The following is a 16,896-nucleotide window of genomic DNA, read 5'->3' as shown; positions in this document are numbered from 1 at the left end:
TGAAGAGGTGAACTATGTCTATGCTTCCGACCTATGACGATGTGGTTTCAGCTGCCAGACAAATTGACGGGCATGCGCATCGCACGCCGGTATTCACCTCTTCGACGATTGATCGCGAAACCGGCGCACAGTTCTTTTTTAAATGCGAGAACTTTCAGCGCATAGGCGCATTCAAATTCCGTGGCGCATTCAATGCCTTGTCTCGTTTCAATGATGAGCAAAAGGAACGTGGCGTTCTGGCATTTTCTTCCGGCAATCATGCGCAGGCAATCGCGCTTGCTGCCAAACTGTTGGGTATTGGCGCGACCATTATCATGCCTGAGGATGCTCCGGCGGCAAAGCTGGATGCCACGAGGGGATATGGCGCAAAGGTCGTCACTTACAACCGTTACACTGAGGATCGCGATACGCTTTCAAATAAGCTTGCTGACGAAGGCGGGCTAACGCTCATTCCTCCGTTCAATCATCCTGATATCATTGCTGGTCAGGGTACTGCGACGAAGGAACTGATCGAAGAAGTTGGGCAGTTGGATGCGCTGTTTGTCTGTCTGGGTGGCGGCGGATTGCTTGCAGGATCTGCTTTGGCTGCCACGGCGCTTTCACCGTCATGCGATGTTTACGGGGTTGAGCCCGAAGCAGGTAATGACGGCCAGCAGTCGTTCCGTTCAGGCAAAATCGTGCATATTGATGTGCCAAAGACATTGGCGGATGGCGCTCAGACACAGGCACTTGGCGATATGACCTTTGCCGTCATCCGCGACACAGTCCAGGATATCCTCGCCGTCAGTGATGATGAACTGGTGCAGGGAATGAAGTTCTTCGCAAGCCGAATGAAAATGGTCGTGGAACCAACCGGCTGCCTTGCTTTTGCTGGCGCGCTGCGGGTGGCGCCGACGCTGAAAGGTAAGCGAATTGGCGTTATTGTCAGCGGCGGTAATGTCGATCTTGATAAATTTGCTGCTCTGGTGAGCAAATAGGCAGGACCAGCGGCTTGGAGAGCCCTAGAGCGTATCGCGGCTCAATTATGCCATAGCGCTCGCTCTAGATTCTCTTAGTTGTCACATGTTCGCGAACGCTAAATGAAGCCATTTAGCTGCGACATGCTCGAGAGCGCTGTGCCCCTCTTGGGCGCACAAAGGTCGCTCTAACACTCTATATTTACGGCATAATTTTACCTTAAACTGATTCAAGTTGAAGGAATTATGCTGTAGCCGCTGTCTTTTTCCTATTTGAGAAGTGCGTAGCCAAAAGTGTGGCATTCGTTCACACCACACTGAACGCCGACCGAAATAAAATTGATTACACCAATCGCGATTACATAAAGACTGAGTACAGTCGCAAGAGTGCGAAGCAGTGGAAATGCTGCCAAAGGCTTCTGTTGCCATTGAACATTGCTGCCCCAGACAATGAGCTGAAAAGCAAAAGCAATCAAAAGTGCCACCGCAATAAGAACCGACCAAACTGGCATATGAAGTCCGAAGACCGCGCTGCCGATATATTCATGTCCAGGACGTGGATAGATGTCGAGTAATGTCTGACGCACCGATACAATCAGCAGGAACAGCGAGAAAATCATGCTCAGGCCAGTATTGCGATACGAGAAGCCGTGACGGAACTGCAGGATGATACCAAAGCAGACACCAAACAGGGCAACGCGTTGCAGAAGGCATAGCGGGCACGGTATTTCGCCATTGGCATATTGAAGTATCATTGCTGCGGTAAGAATAGCTGCAACGACCGCCATCATCCCGAGAAGATAAATATAAAGAAGCGCTGCAGGCAGTTTAGCGTCAGCAATATCATGATCTAATCTGAAAGTGCTCATGCTGCTTCTCCATGCACTTGTTTGATTGGCGTCAAGTCATATGCGAGCTGATGCAGCTGAAGTTGCTCAATGACCTGTGTCTGGAGCCAAGGCATTCGAAATCCGTAATCAGGGCTGTATATTTCCCAGAGAAATTGTTTAACGCCCAATGCGAGGCAAACGATAACAAGGAAGATTGCGACGGACTGACGTCCGAACCACGCGAAAATCAATGAAAGTGCCAAAGTTGCAAAAACAACAAGCATCATGGCTATACTCCTTTATATAAATACTATTTGATTCTAACAATTAAATTATAGTGAAAATTGATTCAATTTCATTTTTACACCTTACTATTACTTGGTAGCACAGATTAAATTTGCTATTTATTAGGATGTATTGATGTAATCCAGATTTACGCGAAACCGGGTAATGTCAAAGTTTTGATGCTGGTTTGTTCTCCTTCGCGCTTGCTCTTGTGCGGCGAATCCTGTCTGAACAACGGATGCAGTTTTCACCGGAGCAGGATCAGGCCTTGAAGGCCGTCGGAAAGTGGCTGAAGGAAGGGCGCTCCCCGATCTTCAGGCTGTTTGGCTATGCAGGTACGGGTAAGACGACGCTCGCGCGTTATTTTGCTGAACATGTCGACGGTGATGTGCAGTTTGCGGCATTCACCGGCAAAGCCGCGCAGGTTCTCCGCTCAAAGGGCGCGAACAATGCGCGCACGCTTCATTCGCTGATCTATCGCCCGCGTGGTGAAGAAGCCGTGGAAGATGAAACCACGGGCAAGACCTCGATATCACCGACCTTTTCACTCAACCGCCAAAGCCCTGTTGCCAAGGCCGCACTTATCGTTGTGGATGAGTGCTCAATGGTTGACGAACAGCTCGGTCGCGATCTGATGACCTTTGGCACACCTATTCTGGTGCTGGGTGATCCAGGACAGCTGCCTCCGATTTCTGGTGGTGGGTTCTTTACGGAGCATGACCCGGATTTCCTGCTGACTGAAATTCACCGTCAGGCACGTGACAACCCGATCATTCGCATGGCGCTCGATGTGCGCGAGGGCAGGGAACTCGATTATTGCGATGAGGGACGGGCAAAGGTCATTTCGAAGTCGGAAGTCAATCAGGATTTGGTTCTTTCTGCCGATCAGGTGCTTGTCGGCACCAACCGCACCCGCAAGCGCTATAATCAGCGGTTACGCGAGCTGAAAGGCTTTACTGCCGAATATCCGCAGGCTGGCGACAAGTTGGTTTGCTTGCGCAATGATCCGGCCAAGGGATTGTTGAATGGATCGCTCTGGAAGGTGATGACTTCATCCAAGGAGACGGTGAAGCCTGGTATCAACCTGCTGGTTTCGCCAGAAGATGAAGATCGTGGCGTTGCCAAGATTAAGCTTCTCAAGGCCCAGTTTGAGGACCCGGATGCCGAAATTCCCTGGCAGACGAAGAAGCGCTTTGACGATTTCGATTATGGCTATGCGTTGACTGTGCATAAGGCGCAGGGTTCGCAATGGGACAATGTCGTGCTTTTCGACGAAAGCTACGCCTTTCGTGATACGCGCGAGCGTTGGCTTTACACCGCCATCACGCGCGCAGCCGAGCAGCTGACTATCGTCAAGTAATCACTGCTCATTGGGTTCCGCATTGAGCCATTTCCAGGCTTCTGGCTCGTCTTCGGCTTCAAATGTTCGCATTTCTATTGAGAGAAATGGCTGCATGAGTGTGACGCTGGCTTGTATCCACAATGGTCCGCCGACGATCGCGTAACGGCGCAGATGTCTTAGCGATTTTGCGCGCATGGACAGCATGCTTTCGGAGAATGCTGAGCCCCAATCGACCCCTTCATAGCCGGTTAGTCGGATGAGAAGGTCGATTTCGTCATGCCCTTCATAGGCGGCATCGAGAAGGCCATAGAGGTTCTCAAGTGCTGCATCATTGAGATGTCCCTCAATTGCGAAGGCAAATACATCTTCACGACTGGTGGGAATGCGTCGAATGACAGGAATGTCTTCATTGCGCATCGATAACCTCCACTTCCTGAATGTTTTGTTTGACCTGATGTCATGATTTGGAGTGTTTTTTGAAGTCCGGATCGTTGAAACTGCTCCAATTATTTGTTTTTACGCATTTTCCGACGCAAAACCGCTTCACACTTTTGCTGGAAATGCTTTATTTCTCATGTTCAAACGCTTTTGGATGCGCAAAAGTTGCGGTGGGCTTGCGAAAAATACAGCAATGACGGCTGTTTGGGATTGCGTGCAGGGTGCGACCGGAAAACACTCACATTTTTTACCGGCAGGCGATATAAAGCCATATCCTGATTTGAGGGGGCGAAGCTCTATGCCTGCAAAACTGTCCGTCAATCTCAACGCCATAGCCATGTTGCGCAACCGGCGTGATCTACCCTGGCCAAGTGTCACCGGGCTGGGGCGCGCTGCCCTTGCTGCCGGAGCAGCTGGGTTGACCGTGCATCCGCGCCCTGATCAGCGACATATCCGTTTTTCCGATCTTGGCGATATTCGTGCTTTGATCGACGATGAATATCCGCAGGCTGAGTTTAATATTGAAGGTTTTCCCACGGAAGCCTTTCTTGAACTTGTGGAAAAGCATCAGCCAGAGCAAGTGACATTGGTTCCCGATGATCCGATGCAGGCGACGTCTGACCATGGTTGGGACTTCGAGACCAAAGCTGATTTTCTTTCCCCAATCATCCAGCGTTTGAAGTCAAACGGTATGCGCGTTTCTCTATTTGCTGACCCTGACCCGCTTGGCTATGACAAGGCAAAGGCCATCGGTGCAGACCGAATTGAACTTTATACCGGCCCATATGGTGCGACTTATGACGATCCAGCGGCTGCAGCACGAGAGCTGAGCCGTCTTGGTAAGGCAGCAGCTGCTGCCTCGGCACTTGGGCTTGCAATCAATGCAGGGCATGATCTGACAGTTGAAAACCTGCCCGCGCTGGTCAAACATGTGCCGCAGCTTAGTGAAGTTTCTATCGGTCATGGACTCACGGCAGATGCTTTGATGTACGGCATGCCTGTCACTGTTAGCCGTTATATAGGTGCATTAGCGGTCTGATTCCGACATTTGCATCCCTTGAGGCAGGCGTTAAACAAATGTCAGAATCAAAAAGGCCACTAGCAAGTATTTGAATCTAGTGGTCTTTGCGAATTTGACGTTTGAAACAGCATTTGTGTTGGTCGGGATTCAAACGTCAAATTCAATCCACTGGCCGGGTAGGCAGTGCATTGAGCGCATGGCTCGGAGCGAAGCCTTGCGAAATCTGCATTTGTGCGCGGGCGCGACAAGATATAGACCGCCCGCCTGATATACATGCGCTGGGGGCGCGCTGGATCGTTTGAGGGAAGCATACATGAAGTTTTCCGCAGTTCGTGTTCCGCGCCAGTGTGCCGGTGCAGATTACTTTTCTATAAAGAGTTTAACTTTGACACGTCAAACATATGGCTGATCGCCAATTGGTGTGGGAACTTTTTACAGCTATCGTGTATTCCCTAGCTGTGGACGGTTTGTTTAATTCTCACACGCTCTGATATTCCATCCCGATACTTACGACCTTGCGAGGTGTCTGCATATGAGCAGCGAGCAACCAGATAAGAACACGTCAGTCGCAGGAGATGCACTGTCGGGTTCTCAGAACACGCTGCCGGTTGGTGTTTCTCCTGAAAGCGCAATGGTTTCCGAAGAAAACGACCACTCTCACGATAGCATGAAGACGCTCGTCCTTGGCGCGCTGGGCGTTGTCTATGGCGATATCGGCACAAGTCCGATCTACGCTTTTCGTGAAGCACTACATGCGGCAACCTCGGATGGGTTTCTCTCCAGAAGTGACATTCTTGGTGTTGTTTCTCTCATCTTCTGGGCGCTTTTGCTCGTTGTTACGGTCAAATATGTGATTTTCGTGCTGCGCGCCGACAATAATGGCGAAGGCGGCATTCTCTCTCTGATGGCTTTGGTACGGGCTGCCTTGAAAGGGCGGCCCGACGTCATTCTGGCTGCCGGTATTTGCGGAGCAGCGCTGTTTTTTGGCGATGCCGTCATCACGCCTGCGATTTCGGTGCTTTCCGCAGTGGAAGGCGTGCAGATTGTTGCACCTCACATGACGCCGTTTGTGGTTCCCATCACTGTGGTTATTCTCGTTGTTCTATTCTCCATTCAGAAGTACGGGACAGGCAAGGTCGCCATCGTTTTTGGTCCGATCATGGCAGTCTGGTTTCTGGCGCTTGGTGCGTCCGGTCTTTGGCATATTTTTGACGACCCCACAGTGATGGCGGCGCTCAATCCTTATTACGCGCTGCGGTTTCTCGTGGTCAGCCCTGGCGTGGCGTTCATTACGGTTGGCGCGGTCTTCCTTGCCATGACTGGTGCCGAGGCGCTTTATGCAGACTTGGGGCATTTCGGACGCAAGCCGATTGTGCGGGCTTGGCTGTGGATCGTGTTCCCATGCCTGCTGCTCAACTATTTCGGGCAGGCGGCCTTCGTGCTTTCGCATGGCGAAGCTGCAGCATTACCATTCTTTCAGATGATGCCAGAATTTGCGCTCTGGCCAATGGTGTTGCTGGCAACTGCTGCAACCGTAATCGCCAGTCAGGCGGTTATCAGCGGTGCGTTTTCGGTGGCTCGTCAGGCCGTTCAGCTCAACATTCTGCCCCGTCTCGAAATCCAGCATACTTCGGAGAAGCTGCACGGGCAGATCTATATTCCGCGCGTCAATCTCCTGCTGGGCTTGACTGTTATCATTCTGGTGCTTGGCTTTGAGAAGTCCAATAATCTCGCGTCCGCTTACGGTATCGCTGTAACCGGCAATATGCTGGTCACGACAGGGCTGCTCTATTTTGTCATGACGCGCATCTGGAATTGGCGCGTGAGCCGTGCGCTGCCGTTGATCCTGGGCTTTCTCGTCATCGATATCATGTTCTTCAGCGCCAATATCATCAAGGTGCATGAAGGCGGCTGGGCATCGATTACCTTTGCGCTCATTCTGGTCATCATCATGTGGACTTGGGTGCGCGGTACCCGCCACTTGTTCCAGAAAACCCGCAAGGCTGAAGTGCCGCTCGATCTCATTGTTGAGCAGATGAACAAACGTCCACCGACCATCGTTCCGGGAACGGCGGTATTTTTAACGGGCGATCCAAAGAGTGCGCCAACAGCACTAATGCATAGCCTCAAGCACTATAAGGTTTTGCATCAAAACAACGTCATCCTGACGGTTGTCACAGCTTCCAAACCTTGGGTTTCGAGCGCCGATCGTGCGCGTGTTTCGCAATATAATGAGCGTTTCATGCAGGTGACGTTGACGTTTGGCTATATGCAGCAACCTAATATTCCGCGCGCGCTCGGCCTGTGTCGCAAGCTTGGCTGGAAGTTTGATATCATGACGACATCTTTCTTCTTGTCTCGCCGTTGGTTGAAGGCGTCGGCACATTCTGGTTTGCCGCTATGGCAGGATAAGCTCTTTATCCTGCTTGCCCGTACTGCATCTGATGCGACGGAATACTTCCAGATTCCAACGGGCCGCGTAGTGGAGATTGGAACGCAGGTAAATCTTTAAGACTGCGAGCCGCACTCTTCTTAAATTTCAAAGGGCGTCTTCTGAGAATTTGATTCCGGAAGGCGCCCTTTCTTTTTGAATTTGTTGGCTTCTTTCCTGTTGCTGACAAAGTGCTGGCGGCAACACGGGGATCACATTTCTAAAATCTTCGTTCATCGTGAAAAATCCTGCTTGACGGCCTCTCAAGCAAGGATTAATAAGCGGAACCGTACCGTACGGTACAAGGTGGAGGGATTGATCCGTGACTGATAAAAGCGACGAATTGCAGGCTCAGAAGCAGCCGTCTTTTTCGCCGCGTCAGAACGATGTTCTGGAGCAGGCGTTACGCCTTCTTGTCGAAGGTGGGGACCGCGCTTTGACAACGGCGAGCATTGCGCGTGCCGCTAATTGCTCCAAGGAAAGCCTCTATAAATGGTTTGGTGATCGTGATGGTCTGCTCACAGCAATGGTGCGCTGGCAGGCATCGAAGGTTCGTGTCGTGCCTGTGGCGCGCGAGAAACTTGATGCGGAATCGTTGTTCTCCAGCCTTGAACATTTTGCGCGTGACTGGCTGCTTGTGCTGTCGGGTCCGACATCTATCGCATTGAACCGTCTGGCTGTGAGCCATACGGCATCGGGTAAGTCGGCCTTGGGGGACATCGTTCTCGCGAACGGCCCGGTTGCGATGGCGAAGCGTCTCAAGCCGATCCTCGAAATGGGGCAGGAAGCAAAGCTTCTGGCTTTTGACGATATTGACGAAGCATTTCGTGCGTTTTTCGGACTTGTCGTCCGGGACATGCAGATCCGGTTGCTGCTTGGCGACCGGCTGGAACTGACTGACGAAGTGGTTATCCGGGACGCCCGGCGCGCCACAAAGCAGTTTTTCGCTCTTTACGGGGCATAAACCAACGGCCGACGAGAGAAGGCCACAGAGCAATCTGAAAAACAATCTGAATGAAGGGAATATGGAAATGCGCGTATATTACGATCGCGATGCAGACGTTAACCTGATCAAGTCGAAGAACGTCGTTATCGTCGGCTATGGCAGCCAGGGTCGCGCCCATGCGCTTAACCTCAAGGATTCTGGTGCCAAGAATGTGCGTATTGCGCTGCGCCTCGATTCCCCGACTGTAAAAAAAGCTGAGGCTGATGGCTTTGAAGTTCTCAGCGTTGCAGATGCTGCCAAGTGGGGCGACCTTCTGATGATGGCGACGCCTGACGAATTGCAGGCTGAAATCTATAAGGAACACATCCACAACAACCTGCGTGACGGTGCCGCGATTGCTTTCGCACACGGCCTCAATGTTCACTACGGTTTGATCGAGCCTAAGAAGACAACCGACGTTGTGATGATCGCGCCAAAGGGCCCGGGCCACACCGTTCGCGGCGAATACCAGAAGGGCGGTGGCGTTCCTTGCCTGATCGCTATCCATCAGGATGCTTCGGGCAACGCACATGATCTGGCTCTGTCCTACGCTTCGGGCGTTGGCGGCGGTCGTTCGGGCGTTATCGAAACCACCTTCAAGGAAGAGTGCGAAACCGATCTTTTCGGTGAGCAGGTTGTTCTTTGCGGCGGTCTGGTTGAACTGATCCGCGCTGGCTTTGAAACCCTTGTGGAAGCTGGTTATGCGCCAGAAATGGCGTACTTCGAGTGCTTGCACGAAGTGAAGCTGATCGTTGACCTGATCTATGAAGGCGGTATCGCCAACATGAACTATTCGATCTCCAACACTGCTGAGTGGGGCGAATACGTATCTGGTCCTCGTATCATCACTTCTGAAACCAAGGCAGAAATGAAGCGCGTTCTGCACGACATTCAGACTGGTAAGTTCACGTCCGATTGGATGCAGGAATACAAGGCTGGTGCAGCTCGCTTCAAGGGTATCCGTCGCATGAACGATGCTCACCAGATCGAAGAAGTTGGCGCAAAACTCCGTGGCATGATGCCATGGATTGGCAAGAACAAGCTGGTCGACAAAGAACGTAACTAAAAATCTGAGGCATTTAGGTTTTGGTCATTGAGTCGGCCAGAAGTCTGAATCTCATTAGATTTCGAGCGTTCTAAGATCAGATTAAAAAAGGGGCGTTTCTTACGCCCCTTTAGCACATGAAAGGCATTTGAATTTCTTGGCGCGAAGTGTTGCGCACGAAAAGATCGTCAAATGGCTAGAGGATTTATGTTTTGTGCGCGGTTAAGCCAAAACAATTCTGAATATCTTTATTCCATGTGAGCATGGAAAGAGGTGTTCTCGTCGGCTGAAATTTGCGCTATCGCTTCACCTTTATCTGGTGAAGTTTGAGGAGGCTTTGCCTTCAAACGAATTGAGGAGATTTCCCGTGCTGGACTGGGAAACTGTATTTGCAACGCGCTCGAAACGTATGCGCGCTTCGGAAATCCGTGAACTTCTGAAATTGCTGGAACGCCCGGATATTATTTCCTTTGCTGGCGGCATCCCCGATCCTGCATTGTTCCCGCATGACGAATTCCAGACCGCCTATAAGGATATCTTTGGCGGCCCTGAAGCCAATGCAGCGCTGCAATATTCTGTGTCAGAAGGCTATAAGCCGCTGCGCACATGGCTGGTGAGCGAGCTTGCCAAAATTGGCATTCCTTGCACCGAGGACAATGTTTTCATCACATCCGGTTCGCAGCAGGCGCTCGATTACCTCGGCAAGCTGTTCATCTCGCCAAATGACACGGCATTGGTGACAGCCCCGACCTATCTTGGCGCGCTGCAGGCTTTCAATGCCTATGAGCCAACCTATGATATTCTTTCGATGAATGGCAACCGCACGCCTGCGTCCTATCAGCAGATGGCTGAAAAGGCAGGCGGTCAGGTCAAGTTTGCTTATCTCTCAGCAGATTTCAGCAATCCGACCGGTGAGACCGTTAATCTCGCAGGCCGCGAAAAGCTGTTGGCCGATGCGGATGAACTCAATGTTCCGATCATCGAAGACGCTGCCTACCAGTATTTGCGTTACAATGGAGAAGCGATTTCGCCGATCCTTTCGCTCGATATTGCGCGTAATGGTGGCGACATTGAAAAGACCCGCACCATCTACTGCGGTTCTTTCTCCAAGACGCTGGCACCGGGCTTGCGCGTTGGCTATGTGGTCGCCTCACAGTCGGTCATCCGCAAGCTGGTCTTGATGAAGCAGGCCGCTGATCTGCATTCGTCGACGATCAACCAGATTGCTATTTACCATGTGGCGTCGCGTGGCTTCGACAAGCAGGTTGCGAAGCTTCATGGTGTTTACAAACATCGCCGTGACAAGATGCTGGAAGCATTGGCCAAATATATGCCGGAAGGCACTGACTGGACCAAGCCAGAAGGCGGCATGTTCATCTGGGTCACGTTGCCCAAGGGGATGGATGGCGCGGCATTGCTCGCAGCGTCGATTGAAAGCGAAAAAGTGGCTTTCGTTCCCGGCAAAGCATTCTTTGCCGATGGTACTGGCGCGAACACGCTGCGTCTGAGCTATTCCTGTGCAAATGACGAAATGATCGATGAGGGCATCATGCGCCTCGGTCGTCTGATCCGCACGCATTCCAAATCGGAAGCTGCCTAGTAAGAACAACAAGGCCGGAGTTTTCTCCGGCCTTTTTGTTTTATTGAAATGGCGAGTTACAGCCTGAACGCGGTCCTGCCAGCGGCTGGTAGGTATTGTCGGAGGTACGATAGCTGCGATAGCGGTTCGAGCACCACTGGATGTGGTTGCTGCTGGGCCCGAACGTCGTCACCGGCTTGCGGTTGGACGGACGCACCTGAAGAGGGTCGCCATTCTTATAGATCGGGATGCCTTCGCGCGAAATATAATTGCCACTGTCGCGACAGCCCACGCCATAACATTTACTCGAGCCGGCTTTTGGCTGATACGAGCGCGGCATAGATCCCATGATCGGCGGCTTGCTGGGCTGTAAGGACGGTAGATAGGGTGTTTTCCGCAGTTCAATCGCCGCAGCGTTGCCGATAAGGCTCGCTGCAAACAGGCCCGAACAAAGCGCCACACGCCAAATCTTACCCATCATCGTATTCCATCCTTATTGCTTCTTTTCATATGGGGATTGTTCGGCAGAAAATCATCAAGATCGCCAGATTTGGAAAAGAAGTTCTTGCCAATCATAACGCAAGTCGCGAGATTGCGCAGGCATGTTTACGATAGCCACATTTAATGTCGAAAATCTGATGCGCCGGTTTGATTTTTCCGGCTTTCGCAATGAATTGCATCAGGACCGTTCGCTCAAATTGTTCGAAATTGGCGATGAAACGCAATACCGTTTGCTGGAGCAGGCGCGTGCCGTCGCCCATGCAGATGATACGCGCCAGATGACGGCGTTGGCTATTGCTGAAGCTCGAGCCGATATCCTCTGTCTGCAGGAAGTCGATAATCTCGCGGCACTCAATGCCTTTGAATATGGCTATCTTTTCAAGATGATTGGCCAGGGCTACCGCAACAAATATCTAATCGACGGCAATGACAGTCGCGGTATTGATGTGGCGGTTATGGCGCGCGACACCACGCGCGATGGTCAACCCATCGAGATCACTCAAGTCACGAGCCACGCACATCTGACCTATAATGATCTGGAACTTTACCAGCCGGTGCTGGCCGAACTGGGGCTGGAACCGCACGACCGCATCTTCAAGCGCGATTGTCTCAATCTCGATATGCGAATTGGTGGCAAGCCTTTGTCATTGTTTGTGGTCCATCTGAAATCTATGGGCGGCGCGCGCAACGGTTTCGATGGGCGAACGGCATCATTGCCTGTACGACAGGCCGAAACGCTTGCGATCAGGCGGATTATCGAAGACAAGTTCGGGGTGGGGCAGACGGCTGATAAGCGCTGGCTCATCTGTGGCGATTTCAACGATTATCGCGAACGGATCGTCATCGATGGTGATGAGTGGAATGGGTACCAGTTTACTCCATTTACGGAAGAAGTAAGCGCGATCGATACGCTGCTCACTGATGGCTTTGCCGTCAATTTGGTTGAACGCCGCCCGGTCATGGATCGCTGGACGCTCTATCACACACGTGGGCCGCAAGAACGGCACCTTTGCCAGCTCGATTACATTCTGGCCTCGCCGTCATTTGCGAACAAGAACGAGAGTGCCATTCCACAGATTATTCGGCGTGGACAGCCATGGCGCACCATTTTCCCGCCAGGACAAGATGTTGAACGCTATCCGCGCGCCGGATGGGACCGGCCCAAGGCCAGCGATCATTGTCCCGTGGCCGTGACGTTGAACATCGTTTGAAAATGAGGCAACTGATGCAGCAGGTGAAAGAAAACACGATCTATGAAATTGATCGTGTCGATGTCAGGGTTCTGCCTGATCCTCTTTTTTATACCGAGCACAACAAGCCTGCCATTGCTGAAAACTGGAGAAAGGCGGTTGCTGCCAACTCAAGGCTGTTCGATGGCGAGATTTATCTGGCGCCTGAAGCGCATCTTGATGATCGGGTTTTTAAAGCGAGTTTCAGACGTACCAGTTTTGCAACGCTGATGTATTGGCGCGGTGATCTTGTAACCGAAAAGCCTTGGCATATTTTTGGTGTTGGCATCATGGTCTCTGCCGAGGGGCATCTGATTGCTGCGCGCATGAGCGCACATAACGCCGTGGCAGGTCGCATTTACTTTCCCGCCGGTTCTATCGACGACCACGATATTGTCGGTGACAGAGTCAATTATGAAGCCAACATGGCACGCGAAGTCTTTGAAGAGACTGGGATGGAGCTTGGCTATGCGAAGGTCGAGCCGAAAACTCATCTTGTTACCGCCGATGGTAGCATTGCGCTTTTCCGGCGTTATTATTTTGATGTGCCTACCGCTGAATTGCTGAAACGGATTAAAGATAATATCGCCAAGCAGGCTGAACCAGAGCTTGCTGAAATCATTCCCGTGACGCGATCAGGTGCCATGGGGGAGGCGACGCCGTCCTATGTTCGAGCATTTGCTGATTGGCATTTTAATAATCAACAGTGAGGTTGGTTCTGACAGATGACAGGGCGGCGAAATTGGCTATGCTCGCGGACTATCATCGACCGATGTGAGGGAGAATTTAAAGATGACCGAAGCTGCCAGTGCCGGCCGTTATTACGAGATTTTCGACGTTTTCGCCGATAAGGCTCTGGCTGGAAATCCATTGGCTGTTGTTCACGACAGTGAGGGGCTGACTGATGCGCGCATGCAGGCCATTGCGCGCGAATTCAATTTGTCCGAAACGGTCTTCATCTTTCCACCCGAAAATCCGGTTCATGAAGCTGCTGTGCGTATTTTCACGCCGGACTACGAACTTCCCTTTGCCGGACATCCAACAGTGGGCGCTGCCGTATCACTAGCGCGACATCGCAAAACGGGCGATGAGTCTGATCGCCTGGTAACACTGGAAGAAAAGGTCGGTGTAGTTCGCTGCGGCGTTATTCTGGGTGAGAATAGCGCCTTTGCCGAATTTGATCTGCCACGCCTGCCGGAAAAGCTTGATATAAAGATTGAGAAAGAGGAAGCCGCCGCCGCAATCGGACTGGGCACACATGAAATCGGTTTCGAGAATCATGTGCCTGCCGTCTGGAGTGCAGGCACGCCTTATCTTCTGGTTCCGGTACATAATCTGATCGCTGCTGCTAAAGTTTCGATCGATCCGGTTTATGTTAGCGAAAGCCTGCCACATGTCGCGGAGCGCCCGCTGCCGATTTATGTTTATTGTCGCGAGACAATTTTGTTCGATAGCAATTATCATGCGCGCATGTTCGTGACGGGCGCGAATGTTTATGAAGATCCGGCGACAGGTTCCGCAGCTGCTGCTTTTGCCGGGATGATTTTGGCCAAGGACAAGCCGGTTGACGGCAGTTCGCAATGGTGGATCGAACAGGGCATGGAGATGGGGCGTCCATCGCGCATTCGCCTTGAGCTAGATGTTACCAAAGGCGCATTAACCGGCGCGCGCATTGGCGGGACGGCAGTGAAGATTGCCGAAGGACGCTTATTCGTCTGAATATCTAGTTTTGATTGCAGTCAAAGCCCAATCGCTACCCTATAGTAATCTATCGATGGATTAGCCGAACGAGGGACGCCTGCCATGATAATCAAAGAAATGTCGGAACTTGATATCCGCGATATGATCCAGCATACGCAGGTTGGGCGGCTGGGTTATGTTCTCGATAACCGGCCTTACGTTGTGCCCCTCGGGTTTCGGTTTAGCGGTGGCTCGCTTTACTCATTCACAACTGACGGGCAGAAGACCGAGGCAATGCGGAAGAATGCAGCTGTCTGCATTCTCTTCGATCATATTGTTTCGCGCACCCAATGGCGCAGCGTGGTGGTGAACGGGCATTATCGGGAAATCATCCGCGAAGAAGAGAAGGCGGCCATCGTCAATATGATGGCCAACGAGCCGACATGGTGGGAGCCTGCATATACTAAAACCATCACCGGTGGCGGAGAGCAGCGCAAGTTGGACCCCGTCTTTTTCCGCGTTGATATTGAAAGCGCCACCGGTCATCAGGCAAGCTGAGTTTTAGCGCACGACCAGCACAGGAATTGAGCTGCGCGTTACGACCTCATAGGTCTGGCTTCCAAGCAACATGCCTTTCAACCCGCGACGGCCATGGGACGCCATGACGATCAGATCGTTACGCAGCTCTTTGGTCGTTTCGATGATGGATGTTGCAGGATGATGAGCAACGACGTGCAAAGTATGGATTTCAACGCCCGCTTCGACCGCGAGCTCGCGTGCACGAGAGAGCGCCTTATCGGCGTAATCATTCCACTCTTCTTCAAATCGTTCGATGAATTCGGGGCTATCCGTAAAACCACCAGGAAGTCCGGAAATTGAATAGGGAGCGGTCACCGTAATCACGGTTACCTTGCTACCCATGGCCTTCGCGGTATCAAAACCATGAATGAGACCGCGTTCCGCAAATTCCGAACCATCAGTTGTGATCAGGATATTCTTATACATCGTGCCCTCGCTTTGACTTTATGCAAATTTAAAATAGGTAGTGAATTGATCATATCAAACCGAATATGGCCTCACTACATGTATAGAACGGGAATTCTGTAATCCATGCCACTTGATTGCGATACGTTTCATGCAAGCTGGGTTGCAACTGTTCTTAATCTCGATTGGCCGTCGCGGGCTTCCACTCTCATTGAAGATGATTCCGAACGGGTAAAGCGTCAGAAAAAAGAGCTGGTGCGGATGTTTGATGAGGCGTCGGAGCATGGCATCAATGCCATGATTTTTCAGGTCTCTCCTGCTGCCGATGCTTTCTATAAATCGGAGTATCTGCCGTGGTCGTCTTATCTCACGGGTACGCTCGGAAAAGATCCGGGCTTCGATCCACTTCGCTTTGCAATTGCGGAAGCGCATAAGCGCGGGATCGAGCTGCATGCATGGCTCAATCCTTATCGCGTTTCGATGGATGTGCGACCAGCAACGCGGAAAGAACTGAAAAACTCTGCCGGCGATTCTCCGCCCAGCGTCTATAAAACCAATCCAGGCTGGGTGGCTATATCTGCGGATCGTTATGTGCTTGATCCGGGTATTCCGGATGTGCGCCAGTGGGTGACGAATATCACGGCCGAAGTCGTTCAGAAATATGATGTCGATGGCATACAGTTCGATGACTATTTCTATTACGAAACGCAAGGCTCGCCGCTCAAAGACGACAAAACATTCAAACGTTTTGGGACGCGGTTCTCCAGCAAACATGACTGGCGGCGCTACAATACCTATACGCTGGTGCAGGAAATTTCGCACAAGATCAAAGCGATCAAGCCACATGTCCGCTTTGGTATCAGCCCCGGCGGCGTCTGGCGCAATCAGATCGATGATCCTCGCGGTTCGCCGACGCGGGCGGGCAAAACCAACTATGATGGTGATTTTGCCGATACACGCGTCTGGGTGAGAGACGGCCTGATCGACTATATTGCGCCGCAGGTCTATTGGTCGTCAGGGCGTAAAGATGTGCCCTATGGCCCTATCGTGAAATGGTGGGCGGATACCGTCAAGGGCACAAAGACCGATCTTTATATCGGCATGGCGCTTTATCGCGCGGGTACTTCTGCGAAGTCTGAGCCGGAATGGGGTGCCGGCAATGGCGTGGACGAAATCAAACGCCAACTCGATATCAATGACGCGATCCCAGAGGTCAAAGGCAGTATTCTGTTTCGGCAGGGCTTTTTGTCTGATCCCAAGCTTAAAAGCGTATCGTCCTATCTAAAGAAGAGCTGGGGTAAGTGCCGCTCACCAAAATAGTGGGTGTGATTGCATATAATTATTATCTAATTGATTTAGATCAAAGAAAGCGGTCATGACCGGGTGCTAATGATCGCTCGTTGTCAGGTTCCACCAGAACTGACAGCCCGGGACGTCGAGGCCCAACCTAAAGCGACGTCCCGGCTAAACTTTCCGAATTAAATCTCAAGTTGTTTAGGGATCTGTCGAGCGCACCAGCGCGATCTTTTGCAATGTTGTACTGTCGACAGTCAGCGGGTGCTGTCAGCATTGCCCTCCATCTCACTAAAT

General features: G+C 51.7%; 18 protein-coding genes. 12 read left to right on the top strand and 6 right to left on the bottom strand.

Translation table 11 applies throughout. From position 1 onward, the window contains the following. Positions 1-14: 14 nt before the first annotated feature. Entirely contained in the window at positions 15-977 is a 963-nt protein-coding gene (locus tag CES85_RS16500) for a threo-3-hydroxy-L-aspartate ammonia-lyase (RefSeq protein WP_095446924.1), read from the top strand. A gap of 248 nt (positions 978-1,225) precedes the next feature. Here the strand turns inward: CES85_RS16500 and CES85_RS16495 are convergent, their stop codons facing one another. Both CES85_RS16495 and CES85_RS16490 read right to left on the bottom strand, forming a co-directional pair. Continuing rightward, entirely contained in the window at positions 1,226-1,825 is a 600-nt protein-coding gene (locus CES85_RS16495; protein ID WP_235901863.1) for a disulfide bond formation protein B, read from the bottom strand. After that, entirely contained in the window at positions 1,822-2,073 is a 252-nt protein-coding gene (locus CES85_RS16490) for a hypothetical protein (RefSeq protein ID WP_095446923.1), read from the bottom strand. The genes CES85_RS16495 and CES85_RS16490 overlap by 4 nt, the downstream gene beginning before the upstream one ends. Positions 2,074-2,309: 236 nt before the next feature. On the opposite strand from CES85_RS16490, the gene CES85_RS16485 reads away from it, so the two are divergent. Continuing rightward, positions 2,310-3,431, top strand: coding sequence for an ATP-dependent DNA helicase (locus CES85_RS16485; protein ID WP_094577604.1), 1,122 nt, complete (start codon positions 2,310-2,312; stop codon positions 3,429-3,431). Here the strand turns inward: CES85_RS16485 and CES85_RS16480 are convergent, their stop codons facing one another. Then, entirely contained in the window at positions 3,432-3,830 is a 399-nt protein-coding gene (locus CES85_RS16480; RefSeq protein WP_095446922.1) for a SpoIIAA family protein, read from the bottom strand. A 319-nt stretch (positions 3,831-4,149) separates the two neighbouring features. On the opposite strand from CES85_RS16480, the gene CES85_RS16475 reads away from it, so the two are divergent. Beyond that, the gene (locus CES85_RS16475; RefSeq protein ID WP_095447924.1) at positions 4,150-4,890 is read left to right on the top strand and encodes a pyridoxine 5'-phosphate synthase; all 741 of its coding nucleotides are present in this window, start codon (positions 4,150-4,152) and stop codon (positions 4,888-4,890) included. 613 nt (positions 4,891-5,503) lie between these two features. Continuing rightward, complete coding sequence (locus CES85_RS16470; RefSeq protein ID WP_167388311.1) at positions 5,504-7,384, top strand: potassium transporter Kup; 1,881 nt, start codon at positions 5,504-5,506, stop codon at positions 7,382-7,384. Between the two features lie 27 nt (positions 7,385-7,411). Here the strand turns inward: CES85_RS16470 and CES85_RS28130 are convergent, their stop codons facing one another. Then, positions 7,412-7,540: a hypothetical protein gene (locus CES85_RS28130; protein WP_268967528.1), complete on the bottom strand. Its 129-nt coding sequence runs from the start codon at positions 7,538-7,540 to the stop codon at positions 7,412-7,414. Between the two features lie 85 nt (positions 7,541-7,625). On the opposite strand from CES85_RS28130, the gene CES85_RS16465 reads away from it, so the two are divergent. From CES85_RS16465 to CES85_RS16455, 3 genes are all read left to right on the top strand, one after another. Then, positions 7,626-8,267, top strand: coding sequence for a TetR/AcrR family transcriptional regulator (locus CES85_RS16465; RefSeq protein WP_007875688.1), 642 nt, complete (start codon positions 7,626-7,628; stop codon positions 8,265-8,267). A gap of 67 nt (positions 8,268-8,334) precedes the next feature. Continuing rightward, entirely contained in the window at positions 8,335-9,354 is a 1,020-nt protein-coding gene (gene ilvC / locus CES85_RS16460; protein ID WP_095447923.1) for a ketol-acid reductoisomerase, read from the top strand. Between the two features lie 346 nt (positions 9,355-9,700). Then, positions 9,701-10,933, top strand: a complete 1,233-nt coding sequence (locus CES85_RS16455; RefSeq protein ID WP_095446920.1) for an aminotransferase-like domain-containing protein — start codon at positions 9,701-9,703, stop codon at positions 10,931-10,933. Between the two features lie 40 nt (positions 10,934-10,973). Here CES85_RS16455 and CES85_RS16450 read toward each other — a convergent pair whose 3' ends face one another. After that, complete coding sequence (locus CES85_RS16450; protein WP_095446919.1) at positions 10,974-11,393, bottom strand: BA14K family protein; 420 nt, start codon at positions 11,391-11,393, stop codon at positions 10,974-10,976. A gap of 121 nt (positions 11,394-11,514) precedes the next feature. Here CES85_RS16450 and CES85_RS16445 point away from each other — a divergent pair, with 121 nt between their 5' ends. The 4 genes from CES85_RS16445 (at position 11,515) to CES85_RS16430 (ending at position 14,880) form a co-directional block, all read left to right on the top strand. Further along, the gene (locus tag CES85_RS16445) at positions 11,515-12,624 is read left to right on the top strand and encodes an endonuclease/exonuclease/phosphatase family protein (RefSeq protein WP_095446918.1); all 1,110 of its coding nucleotides are present in this window, start codon (positions 11,515-11,517) and stop codon (positions 12,622-12,624) included. Positions 12,625-12,638: 14 nt separating this feature from the next. Next, positions 12,639-13,352 (top strand): NUDIX hydrolase, encoded by a 714-nt coding sequence (locus CES85_RS16440; RefSeq protein WP_095446917.1) that lies wholly within the window; start codon positions 12,639-12,641, stop codon positions 13,350-13,352. Between the two features lie 82 nt (positions 13,353-13,434). Next, positions 13,435-14,361, top strand: a complete 927-nt coding sequence (locus CES85_RS16435; RefSeq protein ID WP_095446916.1) for a PhzF family phenazine biosynthesis protein — start codon at positions 13,435-13,437, stop codon at positions 14,359-14,361. Positions 14,362-14,445: 84 nt separating this feature from the next. Continuing rightward, positions 14,446-14,880 carry a pyridoxamine 5'-phosphate oxidase family protein gene (locus tag CES85_RS16430; protein WP_095446915.1) on the top strand — a complete coding sequence of 145 codons (435 nt, stop codon included), beginning with the start codon at positions 14,446-14,448 and terminating at the stop codon, positions 14,878-14,880. Between the two features lie 3 nt (positions 14,881-14,883). On the opposite strand, the gene CES85_RS16425 is transcribed toward CES85_RS16430, so the two are convergent. Beyond that, entirely contained in the window at positions 14,884-15,327 is a 444-nt protein-coding gene (locus CES85_RS16425) for a universal stress protein (protein ID WP_095446914.1), read from the bottom strand. Between the two features lie 105 nt (positions 15,328-15,432). On the opposite strand from CES85_RS16425, the gene CES85_RS16420 reads away from it, so the two are divergent. Beyond that, entirely contained in the window at positions 15,433-16,626 is a 1,194-nt protein-coding gene (locus CES85_RS16420; RefSeq protein ID WP_095446913.1) for a glycoside hydrolase family 10-like protein, read from the top strand. Positions 16,627-16,896: the final 270 nt, after the last annotated feature.

The sequence above is a fragment of the Ochrobactrum quorumnocens genome (assembly GCF_002278035.1).
GTDB classification, from domain to species: Bacteria; Pseudomonadota; Alphaproteobacteria; order Rhizobiales; family Rhizobiaceae; genus Brucella; species Brucella quorumnocens.
Note: the sequence above shows the minus strand (reverse complement) of the source record. Positions and strands in the feature narration are given on the sequence as shown.